The sequence below is a fragment of the Lysinibacillus odysseyi 34hs-1 = NBRC 100172 genome (genome assembly GCF_001591965.1).
Classification (GTDB): domain Bacteria; phylum Bacillota; class Bacilli; order Bacillales_A; family Planococcaceae; genus Lysinibacillus_B; species Lysinibacillus_B odysseyi.
On record NZ_BCVX01000013.1, the window covers coordinates 47113 to 65779 of the forward strand.

Below are 18667 nucleotides of genomic sequence, written 5' to 3' on the forward strand. Positions count from 1 at the left end.
TCTTACCGTTTGCATTCTTTTCGTTCTATTAATTATCAAAGCTAGATAGCTTATAATTTTTCGATTGCTTTTAAAACAACAGCAGTTGAATGCTTTGCTGCTACCGGCAGGAACTCATCGAAACTGACATTCGATTCTTTCCCCGCGATATCTGACAGTGCACGAATGACAACAAACGGCGTATCAAACTGATGGCATACTTGTGCCACGGCTGCCGCTTCCATTTCTACAGCCTTCATTTGAGGGAAATAGGCACGAACCTTTTCTACGCGTTCCGGATCATTCATAAAAGCATCCCCTGAACAGATCAGCCCGATGCCATACTGATGCTCGCCTACTTCTGTTACTGCTTCGCGTGCAGCTTCCCTCAATTTCATATCCGATTTAAATGCTGCCGGCATTTGCGGCACCTGTCCCATTTCATAGCCAAAAATCGTTACATCAACATCATGGTGGCGCACTTCGTCAGAAATAACGACTGCCCCTACCTCAAGTGACGGGTCATATCCGCCTGCCGATCCGGTATTAATGACAACATCCGGTTTGAATGTATGTAGCAGCACTGTTGTAGTCATTGCCGCATTTACCTTGCCAATTCCTGACTTTAGTAGAATAACTTCTTTTCCCTTATACATTCCTGTTGTGTACTCACTGTTTGCGATAGTTTCTGTTTTTGGGTTTTCCAACGTGGCACGGAGCTGCTCCACTTCCTGCTCCATTGCTCCGATTACAGCAATTTTCATTCATAATTCCTCCATTTCAAGACACTCTACTTAAAATAATCAATCAGATAGATATATGTCAAGCTAATATGCCCCTTCTAGTGTATTTAACACTTCTACTTGCTGCGGCTTCCACCCTTGGTCATCTATCCATTCGATTGCTACCCGGTACTTTTGCGCTTTATCTTTTGAAGAGAGGACAGCTACGGCCGATTTAGCATTGCCATTGTTTCTGATAGACCAAAGAATGCTCTCCTGTTGGTCAAGCGGGATGACTGAGTAAATAGCTTTTAACTTCTCCTCATAATCAATATCGCCTTCTGTAAATGTGGAAGTATGTTCGCCAGTCTGAGCTGTAGCATATGGCTTCCATGCGTCATTTGTCCATACTTCATCCACTGCCGGTTGATCGGAAGATGAAACCTTTGGGGCATTAGTTTCACTTTCTGTCGGCTCTTCGGCTTCTTCTTCATCTTGTGGAGCCGGCTCTGATTCTACTTCCTCATCTTCCTCCACCGCATTCTCCTCTTCTTCTATAGGCTGGGATTCAACCGGCGTTTCCTCTGCAGGCTCTTTTGCTGCTTCCTCATCTTCGTTCCCTGTAAAAATGACGATTACACTAATAACAATCAATACAGATACAATCCCTATTAAATAATTCAATGTACGGTCCATTTTTTCTTTACGTCGATTTGTCCGTGTAGCAGGCTGTGAAGGATCTAGACGTTCCTTCTCTTTTTTACTCATATATAGTCCCCCTTCCTGATGCTATTTTACCAATACTTAATAGTCTATGCCTACTCGCAGCATACCTGGCCTTTTATCCAAATGACATTTATCAACTTGGATGAAGCGTTTCAAAAAACCTTCCTTATCATAGGACTGACAATAAAAAAAGTTGTTCCCGCAAATAAACGGAAACAACTTATTCTATTATTTAATTTCTAAAATTACGACTTCCATTTCTCCACCCGGCGTCGAAATTTTTACTTTATCATTTAATTTATGGCCCATTAATGCTTTAGCCATCGGTGAATCGTTTGAGATACGGCCTTCTGAAGGGTCCGCTTCTGCAGAGCCGACGATTTTATAGGATTCCGGCTCACCCTCCGGTTCTCCATCTTCAAGCAAATCGAATGTTACCGTGCGGCCAAGCGATACTAAAAGCTCTGTAGTATCATCCTGCTCATCTGTAATAATTAGGGCATTGCGCAGCATAGATTCAATTGTAGAAATACGACCTTCTACAAAGCCTTGCTCTTCTTTAGCGGAATCATACTCAGAGTTCTCGGAAAGATCGCCAAACGAGCGGGCAGTTTTGATACGCTCTACCACTTCTTTACGTTTCACCGTTTTTAAGTATTCTAATTCTTCCTCTAACTTCGCTTTTCCGTCCAATGTCATTGGGTATTGTTTTTCATTTGACAAAATGCTCACTCCTTCATCTTCCTTGAAAACATTACTATACACCTTAAAGTTTAAAATGCAACCGTTTTCTTTTAGAAATAGTTATACATAACATAAAACCCGACTATTAGCTATGTATATGACAACGCACGTCCAAAAAGACATGCGCTGCCACCGATACTTATAGTCGAATTTTATGAGTATGCTTATGAATCATTATTTGGTCTTTATTCCAATATAATGAATGTAAATATTGTCAATACCAATACATCATATTATACAATCGAGTCAGTTTCAAGAATTGTTTTAATTTTTGTAACCATCAAATCGATTGCAACCCCATTATCTCCACCTTCCGGGATAATGACATCGGCATACCGCTTTGTCGGCTCGATAAACATATTATGCATTGGGCGAACTGCCGTCAAATATTGTTCAATGACTGAATCCGCTGTACGTCCGCGTTCTTTAATATCGCGCTGGATTCTTCGAATGATGCGAAGATCCGGATCAGTATCGACAAATAATTTTATATCCATCAATTCACGTAGACGTTCGTCTTCTAATACAAGAATACCCTCCACAATAATCACATCTTTTGGCTCGACATGAATGACTTCTTCAGCACGTGTATGATGTACATAATCATATACCGGCTTGTCAATTGCCTGACGGTTCAAAAGTTTGTTTACATGGTCGATCAACAAGTCTGTATCAAAAGCCAGCGGGTGGTCATAGTTTGTCTCCAGCCGCTCCTCAAATGTCATATGGCTTTGATCTTTATAATAATAATCCTGCTCGATAACCACTACAGAATGTTCGCGGAAAACTTCATAGATGGAGCGCGTCACACTTGTTTTACCTGAACATGACCCACCGGCGATCCCGATGACTACTGGACGCTTATTCATTACTTTTTGTTCTCCTTTCGCATCATGTTATATGCATGAAGCGGCTGATCTACTTTAAATTTAATAATTTGCAGAGGATGGCGGGCAACATCTAGTTCATTGCCTTCTTCATCCCATATTTGCTCTACAACCATTTGGAATGTTTCAATATCCGGACCAAAAAATTCAACCGTATCACCAGGCTTGAAGTAGTTGCGCTGTTCAAGCGTCACCATTTGTGTCTCTGCATCATAATCAAGCACAAGACCGGCAAAGTCCCATTTTGGTTTTGAAGCGTGGAATCCGAACATTTGCTGCTTGTATGTTGGTTCAGACTCGAAGAATGAGGAAGCTGTTGCACGGATGGCACAGCGGGATAGCTCTTCCAGCCACTCTTTTTTAATTTGGAAATGTTCCGGATCAGCACAATAGGCATCAATTACTTTACGGTAAACAGAAATAACTGTCGCTACATAGTGAATTGATTTCATCCGGCCTTCCACTTTTAATGAATCAATACCAAGCTCAATCATATGCGGAATAGATTCGATTAATTTCAAGTCTTTTGGACTCATAGCAAATGGTGCATCGCCTTCTTCAAACAGCGGCACTTCTTCACCATCTTTATTTTCATACAAATCATAGTCCCAGCGGCAAGACTGACAGCAGCCGCCGCGGTTTGAGTCGCGGGCAGTCATATGGTTGGATAGAACGCATCGGCCTGAATAGGCAATACACATTGCTCCGTGAACAAATGCTTCGATCTCGATGTCCACTTCTTCTTTCATCTTCCGCATTTCTTCCGCGCCTACTTCCCGTGCTAATACGACACGGTGAAGACCTTCTTCCTTCCAATACTTCACTGCTTTCCAATTGGATAAGGACTGCTGTGTGGAAAGGTGAATCTCAAGCTTTGGTGCAACGCGGCGGCATGTTTCAATAATCAATGGATCTGCCACGATAATGCCTGTAACGCCGGCTCCCTCAATTGCTTCCAAATATTCTTCCAGCCCGTCCATATTTTCATTGTGGGCAAAAATGTTTGTTGTAACGTATACAACAGCACCATATTTCTTTGCAAACTCTACCCCTTCACGCATTTCTTCAATCGTGAAGTTATCAGCATTCGAACGCAGACCAAATTCCTGGCCGCCGATAAACACTGCATCCGCCCCATAATGAACAGCTATTTTTAATTTTTCCAAGCTGCCGGCTGGAGCAAGCAGCTCAGGTTTTTTCACAATGACACGCCGGCCATCTTTTATTTCACGAATTTTTTCGTTTTGAATTAACTGTAGCATATAAGCTGCTCCCTTCTAGTAAACTGTTTCCTTAAAGATGAAGCCAGTATCGAGCGGGCGCAATGCTGGTTGAATTTCTTCAATTTGTGCAAGTAAATCATCTTTAATATCCTCATATGCCTCTTCACCTTGATCGAAGTATGCATCGATTGCTTGACGGTAAAGTCCTGTTACCTTGACGATGTATTCATAAGAATGAAGGATACCATCAAATTTTAACGAGTCAATCCCCGCCTCGAACAGCTCACCTAACTCGTCGATAATGCACATATCATTTGGTGAAAAAATATGCGTTCCGTTTACATCTTCGTAAATCGGGTATTTATTTTTACGTTCTTTATCATGAAGGAACATATTTTTGTTTTCTTTGCGGTTTTCTACTTCCATTACTTGATCACGGTACAGGAAGTAGTTCCCTAATAGAGAACGTTTCGACTGGAACATGCACGTCATGCCATGGACTTGCACTTCAATTTCTGTTTTTGCGTTTTCCTTGATTTCAAGCACCTCATCCAAGGATAGCTCACGCGCTAAAACAGCACGCTTACTGCCGCGCTGACCCCAATAGTTCACTTGGAACCAGTTCGTAGCAATCGTTTCGGGATTCCAATGCAGCGGTATCGTAATTCCTAATTCTCGTACAGCCACTACAACAGCCGGGTCACCGAAAAGTAAGGCATCCACGCCAATTCGCTGCATTTCTTTTAAGTATAGTTCTAAATCATCCAGCCGGTCATTGTGGAATAGTGCATTCACCGCTACGTATACCTTTTTCCCTGCAGCATGAATTAGTTTTGTCGCCTCTTCTACCTGTCCGACAGTAAACTCTCCTGCCAAGCGCAGGCCAAATTTCTGTTCCCCTATTACAAACGCATCTGCACCGGCTTCAAGCAAATCTTGTATATGTGCGACCGTTTGCGGTGTTACTAATAGTTCTGGTTTCTTCACCCTTGTCACCTCTTCAAACAAATTAACAAGCCGTCACCAACCGGGAAAAAAGCACTCGTATAATCCGGATGCTGCATGACCCAATCCGTAAACGTCTTTAAGTTTCGAATCATCGTTCTTTTTCTTCTTGGCACTTCTTTAATATCTAAATCTGATAATCCATGCATGTACATATTATCAATGTACAGTACTCCGCCTGACGGTACGAGCGGCGAATATTTCTCAAAAAACTTTTGATACTGGCCTTTTGCCGCATCAATAAACACAGCGTCATACGCTGCATGAAACTGTCCGACTTCTACCTCTAATGCATCGCCTTCTACAATAGTAATGCGGTCAGCTACCTCGGAACGCTCGATAAAAGCACGTGCATGTGCCACGCGTTCGGCATCCCGCTCAATTGTAACAATTTTTGCATCCGGCAGCGCCAGTGCCATACGCATAGCTGAATAGCCGATTGCTGTTCCTATTTCCAAAATTCTTGTCGGTTTTTGGATTCGTAATAATTGATTTAATGCTTCGATTCCAGAAAGCTGCATAATAGGTACATGATGCTCCGCGGCAAACTGTTCCATTTCCAGCAGCAATTCACTTCGAGGCTGAATAAAGGTTTCGATATAAGCATCAGATAATTCCATTAAAAAACTCCTTACATAATCCGAAAAGTGCATTCATGACTGCCAAAGCAAGTTCATCTAACTACTTTTTAATCAACATGAAGGCCTAGTTATTTCTCGAAATAGAAAGTTCTCATTATCCTACATAGTAATGTACAAACAAAAAAGACGAAACGGTATGTTTGCGTCCATGAGATCTATCGCTATTGAGGACAAAAAATCACAATTTATAATAGCATGAAAATAGAAGGAATGCGAATAATCTTTACTCGATTCCTCCTATTTGGACATTGGCATTACTTAATATATTTGTCTACATTACTCAAATGTTCCTCGTAAGTCTTGGCAAAATGATTGTTTCCATCTTTGTCTGCAAGGAAGTATAAATAGTCCGTATCGCTTGGACTAATCGCTGCCTCAAGCGATGATTTTCCCGGTGCAGCAATCGGACCAGGTGTCAGCCCTGCATTTTTATAAGTATTATACGGGTTGTCGACTTCTAAGTCTTCATATAATACACGGTCTTTATGTTCACCTAATGAATAAAGGACGGTCGGGTCAGTTTGTAATGGCATATCAACTTTCAAACGGTTATAGAACACGCTGGCAATTGTTTCACGATCTGTAGAAGCTGTCGCCTCCTCTTCCAGCAGGGAAGCAAACGTTACAAATTGATGTACCGTCATATCGCGTTCTTCATAGCCGGCTTTATACTCCAGCACCACAGTGTTCATTGAAGAAATCATCGTATGGATTATTTCGTCAAGTGGCGGCTTCTCTACGTAAAATGGATATGTAGCGGGATATAAATAGCCTTCTAACGGATAGCGGATATTCTCGCCTAAGATATCATTTGTCAATAATTGCGGGAATTCTCCCATCATCGATTCGATAAATGCTTTATCGTTAACCTTTGCCATAAACTCTTCGGCTGTATAGCTTGTTTTCTTTTCAATGACTTTAGCAATTTGATCAAGTGTTAAACCTTCCGGTACAGTAAGTGTAAATAAAGGTTCACGGTATACTTTTCCTGTTTTAAGGCTTTCTATAATTTCGTCAAGTGTCATTGCCTTGGTCATCGTATAATCTCCCGCTTGGAACGATGATTCATTTTTAAACTTTGCATAATATTTAAAAATCCGTGCGTTTTTGACAATCCCTTTTTCCTCAAGTATTTGGGAAATGCTTGTCACACCTGAGCCCATCGGAATTTCAACAGCCACTTCCTTTTCTGAATCCGGGTCCATTGGTTGAAGTGCTGATTTTATGTAGCTGAAGGCTACGAAGCCGCCAATTGCAAATATTAATAAAAATGCCAGGGCTATGATTGCTACGAGTTTACGCACGATTTTAACCTCACTTTTACGCTCTTTCATTTTTTCCAACATTTCCTGCTTCATTGATTCTTTATCCACGGGTTCCCCCCCCTTTTTCTCTCTCAATATGATACAAGATTTTCAATAGGGAGACAAACAAAACCTAAAAAGCGCCCCCTCAAGCGAGTGAAGGGGCACCCAAAATAGTTCCGCATTTTACGGAATTTTTACTTATTGTTCTGCTGATAAAGAAGCGAGTACTTTTTCTACCATTGCCCATTCCTCATCTGTTTCAATCGGCAGAAGGTCAGCTACAGCACCGTTCTCGTCTGCAATATAGGCAGCTGCAAACACTTCTTCCTTTTCCTCATCGTCGGCCAGGCCATAGAATAAATAATTCTTTCCACCCTCTTCAAAGCGGTATAGCACTTGGCAGACAGTCTCTTCCCCGTCTTCACCCAAAACAGTAAAGTAATTCAACTGGTCTTCACCGAATTCTGCAAAGACAGTATTCATCACCTCTTCTACCATGGCCCATTCTTCTTCCGTTTCCAAATCTTTAAAATCAGCCATTTCGCCATTTTCGTCCAGCTCATACCGAAGCGCTGTCACATCTGAAATGCTTTCTCCCTCTTCATTAATAAGGGTAAATAATACGTAAGAATGGTCATCTGTTTCAAAGTTAAAAACTACTTGGCAGCGTTGCTCTTCTCCGGCATCATTTTTTAAAATAAAAATTTGTTCATCCATTTTATCTACCTCCTAATATGTAGAAAACAGAGCGAGCGTCATGCCCACTCTGTTTTCTTTTAGTATTTGTTATATTCTTTAACTACTTTGCAAGTATGGTAAGACGAAATTACTCTTCGTCTTCCTCTTCTTCTCCGAGCTCGTCTTCACGCTGTGCAAGGAAATCTTCGATGAATTCCCACTCTTCATCTGTTTCAATCGGTAAAAGCTCACCATCTTCACCGTTTTCTGATGGCTCAAATGCATAAGCATGTATTTCAACATAGCCGTTCTCATCCTCAGAGCCGACAAGTGAATAAAGTACATAGTTTTTATCAAAGCGCTCAGAGTATACTGTATCTAAAATTTCACACAGTTCTTCTTCACCTTTATCATTGATTATTGTTAAATAGCGTTCTTCGTTTTGTTCTGACATATTAAACCCTCTTTTCCGTTAATTTTACTGCTGCCGCTTTCATTTTTGTAAAAGGGCACTTAATTTTTGCTGTCCAGATAACCTTGAAGGATCATGACAGCGGCCATTTTATCGATGACCTGCTTCCGCTTTTTCCGACTGACATCCGCTTCAATCAGCATTCGCTCTGCAGCCATAGTTGTCAGACGCTCGTCCCAAAGCTTTACGGGCAGGCCGAACGTTTCTTCCAAAAGCTTTTTATACTTTTCGGAAGCTTCGCCACGTGGCCCAACTGTGTTATTCATGTTTTTTGGATAGCCGACAACAAATTCTGTTACAGCATACTCCGTTACAAGCTCTTTAATTCGTTCAATACCGAATTCGCCTGCTTCCTCATCGATTTTCACAGTTTCGATTCCTTGCGCCGTCCAGCCAAGAGCATCGCTAATTGCAACGCCGACCGTTTTCGTGCCGACGTCTAACCCCATAATTCTCATTTGTTCGCCTCAGTATTCTTTTTAATATAAAATTTTACGAGCTCCTCGAGAATTTCATCTCGCTCGAGTTTGCGAATTAAATTACGTGCGTCCTGGTGGCGAGGGATGTAGGCCGGGTCACCGGATAAAAGATAGCCTACAATTTGGTTCGTAGGGTTGTAGCCTTTTTCCTCCAATGCTGCATACACCTTCAGCATGACTTGCTTTACTTCTTCTTCCATTGATTCTTCAGGGAAATTGAATTTCATCGTTTGATCAAAAGAACTCAAGAATCCGCACCTCGCTTTCAGAAATAAGGAGATGGATTCCTCCATCTCCATTTCTTATCATTATAACCGAACTTTACCCTTAATTAAATGGATTTAACGTAATCATACACAGAATTTAATGCTTCATCAAGTTTTGCAACTTCTTTTGCTCCAGCCATTGCCATATCTGGACGGCCGCCGCCTTTACCGCCGCACTGCTCTGCGACTGACTTTACGATGTTACCGGCATGATAAGCACCGCCTACAATATCCTTCGTTACACCTGCACAAAGCATAACTTTATCCCCATCGGCTGCACCAAGTACAATGACTGCAGACTCCATTTTTGCTTTTAGGTCATCCATCATTTGACGAAGCTGATTGTTATCTTTTGCTTCCACACGTGTTGCCAGTACCGTCACATCGCCAATTTTTTGTGCTGCATCCAATACGGCGCCTGCTTGTGCATTGGCAATTTTTTGTGAAAGGGATTCATTTTCACGCTGTAATTCTTTGTAATCTGCTTGAAGGCCTGCTACACGCGTTGCTACATCTTTTGGATTTGCTTTTAGAAGAGCTGCTGCTTCAGCCAAGATTGCTTCTTCTTCCTTTACAGCCTCGTACGCCGCTTTACCTGTGACAGCTTCAATACGACGCGTACCGGCACCAATACCGCTCTCTGAGACGATTTTGAAGAAGCCAATTTCGGAAGAGCGTGCAACGTGAAGACCACCACAAAGCTCGATGGAGTAATCAGATACGGCAACTACACGTACAACATCGCCATACTTTTCACCGAATAGAGCCATCGCGCCCATTTCTTTAGCCTCATCAATCGGCATTTCGCGGATCACTACTTCGATATCCTCCCAAATTTTTTCGTTTACTTCCCGTTCCACCCGTGCCAGCTCTTCTTTCGTTGCTGCACCAAAATGTGAGAAGTCAAAGCGAAGACGGTCAGGCCCTACATAAGAACCAGCTTGTGCAACATGATCACCTAATACATCTTTTAATGCACGGTGCATTAAATGCGTTGCTGTATGGTTTTTTAAAATTAATTTACGTTTATCGGCATCTACAGTTGCTTTTACTTGTTCACCTACATGCATTTCACCGGACTCGATGACAACTGTATGAAGTGGTTGACCATTTGGTGCTTTTTGCACATCTTTTACAACCGCTTTAAATGTATCAGACTCAATCACGCCTGTATCGGCAATTTGTCCGCCCATCTCTGCATAGAAAGGTGTAGCAGATAGGATAACTAATGCTTCCTGCCCTTCTGAAGCCGTTTCTGCACTTTGTCCCTCTACGACTATAGCCATGATTTCACCTTGTGTTTCGAAAGCATCATAAATATACGTTGACTCTTGTGTTAAGTTTGCCAGTACTTCATTTTGTACCTGCATAGAATCTACGTCAGCACGTGCGTTACGAGCACGTTCACGCTGTTCTTCCATCGCTGTTTCAAAGCCTTGGTGGTCAACTGTCATGCCTGCTTCTTCTGCATATTCTTCCGTTAATTCCACCGGGAAGCCGAATGTATCATATAAGCGGAACGCATCTGCACCTGGAATAACTGTTTCACCTTTTTCCTTTTGGGACGCAATAACGTCAGAAAGGATTGCTAATCCGCCATCAAGCGTTTCATGGAAACGATCTTCTTCATTTTTAATAACACGCTGAATAAATTCACTCTTTTGTGTTACTTCTGGATAGAAGTCTTTCATAATTTCTCCAACTGTCGGTACAAGCTTGTACATGAATGGCTTTTCGATACCAATCTGTTTTGCGTAACGAACCGCACGGCGAAGCAAGCGGCGTAATACATAACCGCGTCCTTCATTTGATGGAAGTGCCCCGTCCCCGATAGCAAATGCTACTGTACGGATATGGTCCGCAATTACTTTAAAAGGCGTATTAATATCTTCTGTAGAACCAAAAATTTCTTTTAGGTCTACTTCATGTGGACGTTTATACTTGCGGTTTGCAAATTCCTCTACTTTTTCAATAATCGGCATGAATAAATCTGTATCAAAGTTTGTCGGCACATTTTGTACAACAGATACAATCCGTTCAAGACCCATGCCTGTATCGATATTTTGCTTTGGCAGCGGTGTGTACGTACCATCTGGATTATGGTTGAATTGTGAAAATACAAGGTTCCAAATTTCCAGATACCGTTCGTTTTCCCCGCCAGTGTACATTTCTGATTCCGGTGTATCTCCTTCGTATTCCTCACCGCGATCGTAGAAGATTTCCGAGTTTGGACCGGATGGACCTTCACCAATATCCCAGAAATTCCCTTCCAAGCGGATTAAACGTTCTTCCGGCAGACCGATTTCTTTATGCCAAATATCATACGCTTCCTGGTCTTCTGGATGAATTGTGACGGACAATTTTTCCGGGTCAAAGCCCATCCAGCGCTTATCTGTAAGGAACTCCCAAGCGAAATGAATTGCTTCTTTTTTAAAGTAATCTCCGATAGAAAAATTCCCCAACATCTCGAAGAATGTATGATGACGCGCTGTTTTCCCTACGTTTTCAATATCGTTTGTCCGGATTGATTTTTGCGCATTTGTAATCCGCGGGTTCTCCGGGATAATGCGGCCATCAAAATACGGCTTTAATGTCGCAACACCTGAGTTGATCCATAATAATGATGGGTCATTAATTGGTACAAGTGGAGCTGACGGTTCTTGATGGTGATTTTTTTCTTTAAAGAATTCTAAAAATAGACGGCGAATTTCTGAAGCTTTCATAATGTTTGTTCCTCCTTTTAATTAGTACATAATGAATGGGAAAAAGCAGTAGGTACCCTGGCACATTGCTTTCCATGTAGCCCAAAATAAAAAGCCCCCATCCCAAATAAGGGACGAGGACTGTTGTCTACGCGGTACCACCCTAGTTTACAAATCTGTCTTTATAGGTCTTTCAACCCAGCGATTTGCCTCTCTAGCACTTGTAACGTAAGTGAACGGCAGGGATTAGCTGCACTCAGGAGTAGCTTTCAGTTGAAGGACGCGGAGGTTTTTTCAGCCTTTAGAAACCTCTTTCTACACACGAAATCATCAACTTACTCTTTCCATCAATGTATTGATCCATATTCTGCTTTTGATTATATAAAAAGGGCCTTTTAGTGTCAATGATAGAACTGTAAAATATTCATGATGTTTACTTAAATTCAATCGTACCTTTATCCATCTGGAAAGATCCGTCTTCATATAACACAGGAGTTTTTTCCGAACCAGGACGGGAATATCGCTCTACTTGAGTGATGATCAGTCCATTCGTTTTTGTAAAATCAATATGGGCGATGGCTGCCCAATAAGAATACCTGTTGTTCTCATATAGGGAGGCTGTGATTTGCTCACCCATTTGGTTATCGAGCACTACCTTTGCCTTAATTTTCTTATAGCCGTATGCCCCGCTCGATAATGGTTTATAGGAAGCAAACAAAACATACTTCAGCTTTGATGGCTGATGGATGACAACTTGTCTCTCTCCCGCTGTCTTTCGATCAATATCCAACGTAATATAAGGAGCGCTGGAGGAGCTCCCTAGATGACGGGCATTTACTTTGCCAACCTCTCCTGTCTGCAGAACATAGAAGCAGTAAAAATCCAGCTCCTTCTTTTTATTTATCCATTCAAGTGTTGCCGTCATAAGAGAGGATTTTTGTACTTGGATCGACTGGCCCTTCTTTAATAAAACACTTGAGGAACCTGTCTGAGAAGCATCCGTCTGCTGCAATTGGGCAGGCGGTACGGGTACCGGCGGTTCTTCCACAGAAGAATTCGGCACGGGCACTTCCTGCTGCGTGGCCTCATTATCTACCTGAATACCAAAGTTTTCACAAAGCGCCGTCAATCCGCCGAAAAAGCCGCTGCCTACTGCATTGAATTTCCATTCACCGTTATGACGGTACAGCTCTCCGATCACGACTGCTGTCTCCTGATCGAGCTGCCCTTTAAACGGAAATTCATACAGTACCTCATTTGTCTGTGTATCCTTAATAAACAGGGTTGCTTCTTCCATATCCCGTAAACGCAAATCCTGTTCATCCCCTTCATGGATTGTTGAAGCCAAGGCGATTTTTTCAATATAGGACGGAACTTTCTGGAACGATATATCAATTGCTTCCTCATGATGGCTAATACTGTGATGACTTACTGATCCATCAACGCCTTGCGGCTGCCCGTAAAAAATAAAGTGCTCATCCTTTACACACTGATTACCTGAGTCAAGCAGAAAAGCTGAAATGTCTACCTCCATTTCTTTTTTTGACTGCCATTTTATGTGAAACCTAAACATCTGAACAGTTTTATTTTTTGTTATATCTACTTTTTGTCCCCGTTTTAATTGCATTTCTTTACCCCCTTGATTATTTCTACAAATATTTCTATTTAGTAAATAGACAAGCTATAAATCTATAGGAAAATGGAATTTCCCTATAATCTGACTGTCTTAACAGGCCACTTCCCCCTATTTTATACCAAAAAGACTCGTTCCTTCATAAAAAAAGCACAGGGAATCGATTATTCGGTTCCCTGCGCCCTTCTCTATTATCTATTCATTGCGGTGTTCTTGAATGTTCACGATTGAAGCAGCAGATACATCATCTGAGAAATCAATTTGAATCATAAGCGGGTCATGGTCGGATGCTCGTCCAGAAGCCTCTGTAAAATCGGCATTCACATGCAGGACATCGATATCCGTCTGCCGTGCCAAGTTAGAAGTTACCAAAATGTGATCAAGTACTTGAGAATTCCCTTGATAGACATACGTATACTGATCTCCCAGCGGCAAATCCTTGATCTTGTTGTGCATACCCGCTGTTTCTAAAATACGCAATGCCGAAGAGAATTGATAATCGTTGAAATCACCAAGTGCTACAATGTTGGCATTTTCATTCTTTAATTTAATTTCTGTAATGAAATCCGCTACGACACGGGCAATTTTTTTCCGTTGCGTCTCGCTGCCTAATACAACAGGCTGTGTATCACCAAACAAGCCTGTGTCACCTGATTTAGAGTTCCAGTGGTTCGCAATGACGATAACGCTTTCCCCGTTAAAAGTGAACTGGGCAGCAACCGGTTTCCGGCTGTTTGCAAATGCGTCATTGGTAGGGTCAATGCGGCCCGGGTTCCGGGTTAACACGCCATTTTCATAGGAAGTGGCTTCATTCGCTTTACCCGGTGTGCCTTCTAGTCCGACACGGGCAGGATTGTATAGGAAGCCCACACGAATGTTTGCACCCGGAGCACCGCCGTCTTGATTATTTTCCGGGTCTATATTCGCATACGCATACGTCACACCCGTCTTCGCTTTAATTAAATCAATCAAACGCTGATAGCTTTCTGCGGCTGACACTGTCCCGTCATTCGCCGATCCATTGTTGTCCTGTACTTCTGTTAATCCGACAATATCCGGTGTATTCATTCCATTACCGATTGCTTCTGCTAATCGATCTGCCTTTTCATCTGATGTTTCTGAACGATTATTCGAGAAATTCTCCAAGTTATAGGACGCAACCGTCAGTTTATCTTCAGCAAACTGAATTGTAGTCGTTTCCGGCTGACTGTTGCCTGGCGTGTGAATGGCCTTGACATCAGATAAATCAGCATGGATTTTATAATTCGTATACGAGTTGCCTACTACTCCGGTAATTGTTCCATTGAAAGTGTCTCCTGTATTGACATTAAAGCTCCGCGCGCCTGCAGCATTTGGCTCCAGGCGGAATTGAATACGTTCCGGGTTGGTGTCTTGCTCTGTGAAGACAACTCCGCCATTCTTCGTATCTGTTGCGGCTGTTTGCAGCACTGTCACGATATCACCGTATTCCTGCGGCGCTACCGCCTTCACATCTGTTACAGATACCCGCATTCCTTCTTTGCTTTCCCAGAAATCAATTGCATCTTCCTGTGGATCAAATATTGAGAAGCTGTCATTATCAATTACAGAAGGATTAAAGGATGATTCATCAATGATAAAGGCTTGCGGCAGCTCATTCCCGCTTGAAAGGATGGATACCTGGCCGCCCAGGTCATTACGTGCATTTATTTGGGTTGTAGTTAAATCCCCTGAATAACCATCATATACATATTCTGACACAGTACCTGTTACGGCTACTTTATCCCCGACCTTCACATCATAGCCGGCAGAGCCTGCATAAACGTGAATACCTTCTGAAGTAAACGGATTGTTATCCACCTCCTCATCAGGTGTTTGAATTGTAAAGTACTGAGCCCCTTTCAGCTCGAAAATATACGTGACAATGCCTTCTATGCCCTGAACCATTTGATTAGCAAAAGAGGTCTTATGATTTCCGCCTTGTATATCATGGATTCTAATTTTATCCGTTACTTCGTATTCAAATGTCTTCACTTCACTAAACGCTCCGTCAGCTGCCTTAACAACGGCTTTTAATACTGTATCCTGGTTTATTGTAATCGGCTTTGTGTATTTCAGGCCATCTTCTCTTGGATCTGAGCCATCCAGTGTATAGTAAATCGCTGCGCCGGCTGTCGATGTTGTTAGTTCCACATCTATTGAACCTACAATAACACCGCCTGTATGAGAAGCTGTTACGGGGCGCAGCACGCTTGAATCAAGCTTGATATCAGCCGCTGAACGAGGAAGAAGTTGATAATCATTATTGTACTGCTGAATGACTCCTGTAATCGATTCATAGGCAGCTCCTGCTTCAATTCCTAATAAGCCGCTCTCATCACGCAACACTTTTTGCACCCCATCTACTTCAATCGTAAAATTATTCGGGCCGCCAGCTACGACTCGTACATTTTCCAACTTTACGAGCTTTGATTCATTCGTTTCATTCATTTGCTCACCGGTAATAACGGTTGGAGCAAGAGGCGTGCCTGGTGTTTTTCCATTAACTGTTACATCTTGCATCTGTAAAAGATTACGATATTCTCCTAACGTCCCTGTCAATGTGACGACATCACCGACAGCTACATCTAATTTTCCATAAATGGTGATAGCTGCAGTCTCATCTTCTACTGTAAAGGTGTTATTTAATTTCGCCGTTACTGTCCCTTTAATGCTTACTGCTTTGCCGATACCAGCATTCCGTGCCTCTTGAATGGATAACTGTTCTGAAGGAACGCCCGGTTCTTCTTCTAGTGGATCATGACTGCCTAAATAATCGAATGTATCAATCGGGAGCGCCTTCCATTGATTAGCAATATCAAATGCGTCTTCCGGATTTTTATCACCAGATGTAGAAAGCCGTATGAGTGTTTTATTTTGAGAAGATACTTCCCCTTCTGTCCATGCTTCCCCAGGGTCAAATCCCAGCTGTCCAAATGAATCGATGACCTCTTCACCACGTTTCAGTAAAAGAACATCATCGCCATTAAAATTGACTACAGGAGACGTCATGTCACCCTTCGACCGTAATGTTTCATTTGCCTGCGCATGTACAAGGATAAGTGTCTCTTCATCTTTAAGCACCATGCCTTCAAATGTCTGTGTATTTTGTACCGTTGTTTTGCCGTTTGTATATAGCTCTAATCGGTAATCGGATAAATCAACATCCTTACCTGTTCCATTATAAAGCTCGATTGCTTTATTATTGCTGCTTCCTTCAATATATTCTGAAATGAGAATATCACTGGAGCTTTCCGGCATATCTGCCATATCCGTGATCCTGCCTTCTATCTTTGTAGGAATCGAATTCAGACCAACTAGATGATCACGGAAATTCTCCCAGTCAGATAATCCTAAATCTGTCACGCGACCTTCCTGGTACGCTTTGGCAAACATATCATAGCCATCCCCGCCTTTTGCGGTAAATGCATTTGTAGCAACTGCATATGTCTTGTCATCGACAATCTCTGTAAAATTGCCTTGCTGCTGTACTTGTATGGAAACGATACGCTCCCCAGCCGGCTTTGTACTGTCAAATACTACTTTAGCGCCTGCTACATGAAGAAAACCACCATTTTCATTTGGATATGCAGATACGCTATGCTCAAATGCCTCTTTAATTTCCACACCTGTCAGGCGAATTGTGGAGAGCGTATTACCGAACGGAAGCACATTGATGATTTCTCCTACCGTAATAGGACCTGCATTAATACCACTGCGGATGCCGCCGCCATTTTGGAAGGCCATGACGACTTCCTCATCATATTGCCGTGCTTTTGCCAGCATTCCATCGGTAATAAGATTTCCTAATACGGTTTCATTTTTACGCACACTAGGCTTTGTCAAATCACCGTCTGTACGCGGGTTTTCAAGGGGTTCATCTAACATTACACCAATTTCAGTCTGCTGAAGTTCCGCTATTTTCTGTTGATAAGGTTTCAGCAGGGCAGCTGCCTCCGGATCATCCTTATAATCTGCTGTAGCAATCAATTCTCCGTTGTATTTTGTAACAACCCCTTTCTTATCGAAAGATACATCAAGCGCCCCAACATATTCTCCATATTGGTATGCTTGTACAATAACTGTCGGCTCTTTCCCTTCTTCGATTTTCACTGGTTCTTCTAGCTTCGTATGAGAGTGACCGCCAATGATGACGTCAATTCCATCTACATATTTTGCCAGCTGCTGATCATTATCAATTGCGGCATTATCATCAAAACCGAGATGAGTTAGCGCTACGACTTTATTGATACCCATCTTTTCAAATTCATCTACCATTTTCCGGGCCTGCTCAACATAATTTTGGAAGGCGATACTACCTGGATTAGAAATCATTGAAGTTTCTTCCGTCGTCAAACCGAAGAACCCAATTTTCTGCCCATCTACTTCTTTGACGATACCAGTGTATATTTGGCCGTCTTTTGCATTTGTTTTTATTTTTGTATTAAATAAGCCTCTAAAAGCTGAATCCTTCGAAAAATCTACATTTGAAGAAACGAAGGGGAAATGGGCCGCTTTAATAAAGTCTACCAATGCCCGATGCCCCTCTTGTGAAGAACCCAAATCGAATTCATGGTTGCCGAATGTCATGACATCTACCTGCATCAAATTCATGAATTTCACATCAGCTTGTCCTTTAAATTCATTGAAATAAAGTGTACCTGAAAAAACATCTCCTGCATCTACTACAATTGTGTCAGGTTTTTCCTCACGCTTTTCTTTTACAACAGAAACTCGTTTTGCAACCCGATCAAGATTGGCATGAGTGTCATTTAAATGAAGAAACGATACATCCACCGCTTTGCCCTGCCCTTTGCCAGGCTTCGGACCTTTGCCAGGGTGCTCACCTTTATTTCCTTTCCCTGGATTAGTTGCCGGCCTCTCATTAAGCGTATTTGGTTTATGAGCTTGGTAACTCATAGAATGATTCAGAGCAATTTTATACTGATTATAATCAGATACTTCAATTTTACGACTAATAAGTGACTTTGCTTCATTCGCTTTATAAATAGGGACTTTATCTTCTTTTGGCACTTCTGCATAGGCGGGCCCTGCCAGCGGTGCTACCATTACTGCCACTCCAACTGTCAAAGCCTTAAACGCTAGTGATTTCTCGAAATAGTTCATATAATTCTCCTTTTCGCTATCATTTTCTCAAATATACCCTTAGTCATAAAATTATCAT

15 protein-coding genes and 1 other annotated feature are annotated in these 18667 nt (G+C 42.1%); all 15 genes read right to left on the minus strand.

Annotated features, from left to right (window positions below; all coding sequences use genetic code 11):
- Positions 1–50: 50 nt before the first annotated feature.
- Entirely contained in the window at positions 51–743 is a 693-nt protein-coding gene (mtnN, locus tag BOD01S_RS18865; protein ID WP_036156716.1) for a 5'-methylthioadenosine/S-adenosylhomocysteine nucleosidase, read from the minus strand.
- Between the two features lie 63 nt (positions 744–806).
- Complete coding sequence (locus BOD01S_RS18870) at positions 807–1469, minus strand: YrrS family protein (RefSeq protein WP_036156714.1); 663 nt, start codon at positions 1467–1469, stop codon at positions 807–809.
- Between the two features lie 186 nt (positions 1470–1655).
- A complete protein-coding gene (greA, locus tag BOD01S_RS18875; RefSeq protein ID WP_036156712.1) occupies positions 1656–2150 on the minus strand; it encodes a transcription elongation factor GreA in 495 nt (164 codons plus the stop codon).
- Positions 2151–2404: 254 nt separating this feature from the next.
- Entirely contained in the window at positions 2405–3040 is a 636-nt protein-coding gene (udk, locus tag BOD01S_RS18880; protein WP_036156709.1) for a uridine kinase, read from the minus strand.
- Positions 3040–4320 carry a peptidase U32 family protein gene (locus tag BOD01S_RS18885; protein WP_036156707.1) on the minus strand — a complete coding sequence of 427 codons (1281 nt, stop codon included), beginning with the start codon at positions 4318–4320 and terminating at the stop codon, positions 3040–3042. Before BOD01S_RS18885 ends, udk begins: the two co-directional genes overlap by 1 nt.
- 15 nt (positions 4321–4335) lie before the next feature.
- Complete coding sequence (locus tag BOD01S_RS18890) at positions 4336–5268, minus strand: peptidase U32 family protein (RefSeq protein ID WP_036156705.1); 933 nt, start codon at positions 5266–5268, stop codon at positions 4336–4338.
- Positions 5269–5273: 5 nt separating this feature from the next.
- Positions 5274–5906: an O-methyltransferase gene (locus tag BOD01S_RS18895; protein ID WP_036156703.1), complete on the minus strand. Its 633-nt coding sequence runs from the start codon at positions 5904–5906 to the stop codon at positions 5274–5276.
- Positions 5907–6181: 275 nt separating this feature from the next.
- Complete coding sequence (gene mltG / locus BOD01S_RS18900) at positions 6182–7300, minus strand: endolytic transglycosylase MltG (RefSeq protein WP_088321727.1); 1119 nt, start codon at positions 7298–7300, stop codon at positions 6182–6184.
- Between the two features lie 132 nt (positions 7301–7432).
- A complete protein-coding gene (locus tag BOD01S_RS18905) occupies positions 7433–7951 on the minus strand; it encodes a DUF1292 domain-containing protein (protein WP_036156701.1) in 519 nt (172 codons plus the stop codon).
- Positions 7952–8060: 109 nt separating this feature from the next.
- The gene (locus tag BOD01S_RS18910; protein ID WP_036156699.1) at positions 8061–8366 is read right to left on the minus strand and encodes a DUF1292 domain-containing protein; all 306 of its coding nucleotides are present in this window, start codon (positions 8364–8366) and stop codon (positions 8061–8063) included.
- Between the two features lie 59 nt (positions 8367–8425).
- Positions 8426–8842, minus strand: a complete 417-nt coding sequence (gene ruvX, locus BOD01S_RS18915; protein WP_036156697.1) for a Holliday junction resolvase RuvX — start codon at positions 8840–8842, stop codon at positions 8426–8428.
- Positions 8839–9111 (minus strand): IreB family regulatory phosphoprotein, encoded by a 273-nt coding sequence (locus BOD01S_RS18920; RefSeq protein WP_036156695.1) that lies wholly within the window; start codon positions 9109–9111, stop codon positions 8839–8841. The genes ruvX and BOD01S_RS18920 overlap by 4 nt, the downstream gene beginning before the upstream one ends.
- Before the next feature lie 83 nt (positions 9112–9194).
- The gene (alaS, locus tag BOD01S_RS18925) at positions 9195–11852 is read right to left on the minus strand and encodes an alanine--tRNA ligase (protein ID WP_036156693.1); all 2658 of its coding nucleotides are present in this window, start codon (positions 11850–11852) and stop codon (positions 9195–9197) included.
- A 106-nt stretch (positions 11853–11958) separates the two neighbouring features.
- Positions 11959–12191, minus strand: a binding site (T-box leader).
- Between the two features lie 73 nt (positions 12192–12264).
- On the minus strand, positions 12265–13458 hold the full coding sequence (locus BOD01S_RS18930; protein WP_036156691.1) for a TerD family protein: 1194 nt from the start codon (positions 13456–13458) through the stop codon (positions 12265–12267).
- Between the two features lie 201 nt (positions 13459–13659).
- Complete coding sequence (locus BOD01S_RS18935; RefSeq protein WP_052124927.1) at positions 13660–18609, minus strand: 5'-nucleotidase C-terminal domain-containing protein; 4950 nt, start codon at positions 18607–18609, stop codon at positions 13660–13662.
- Positions 18610–18667 lie beyond the last annotated feature (58 nt).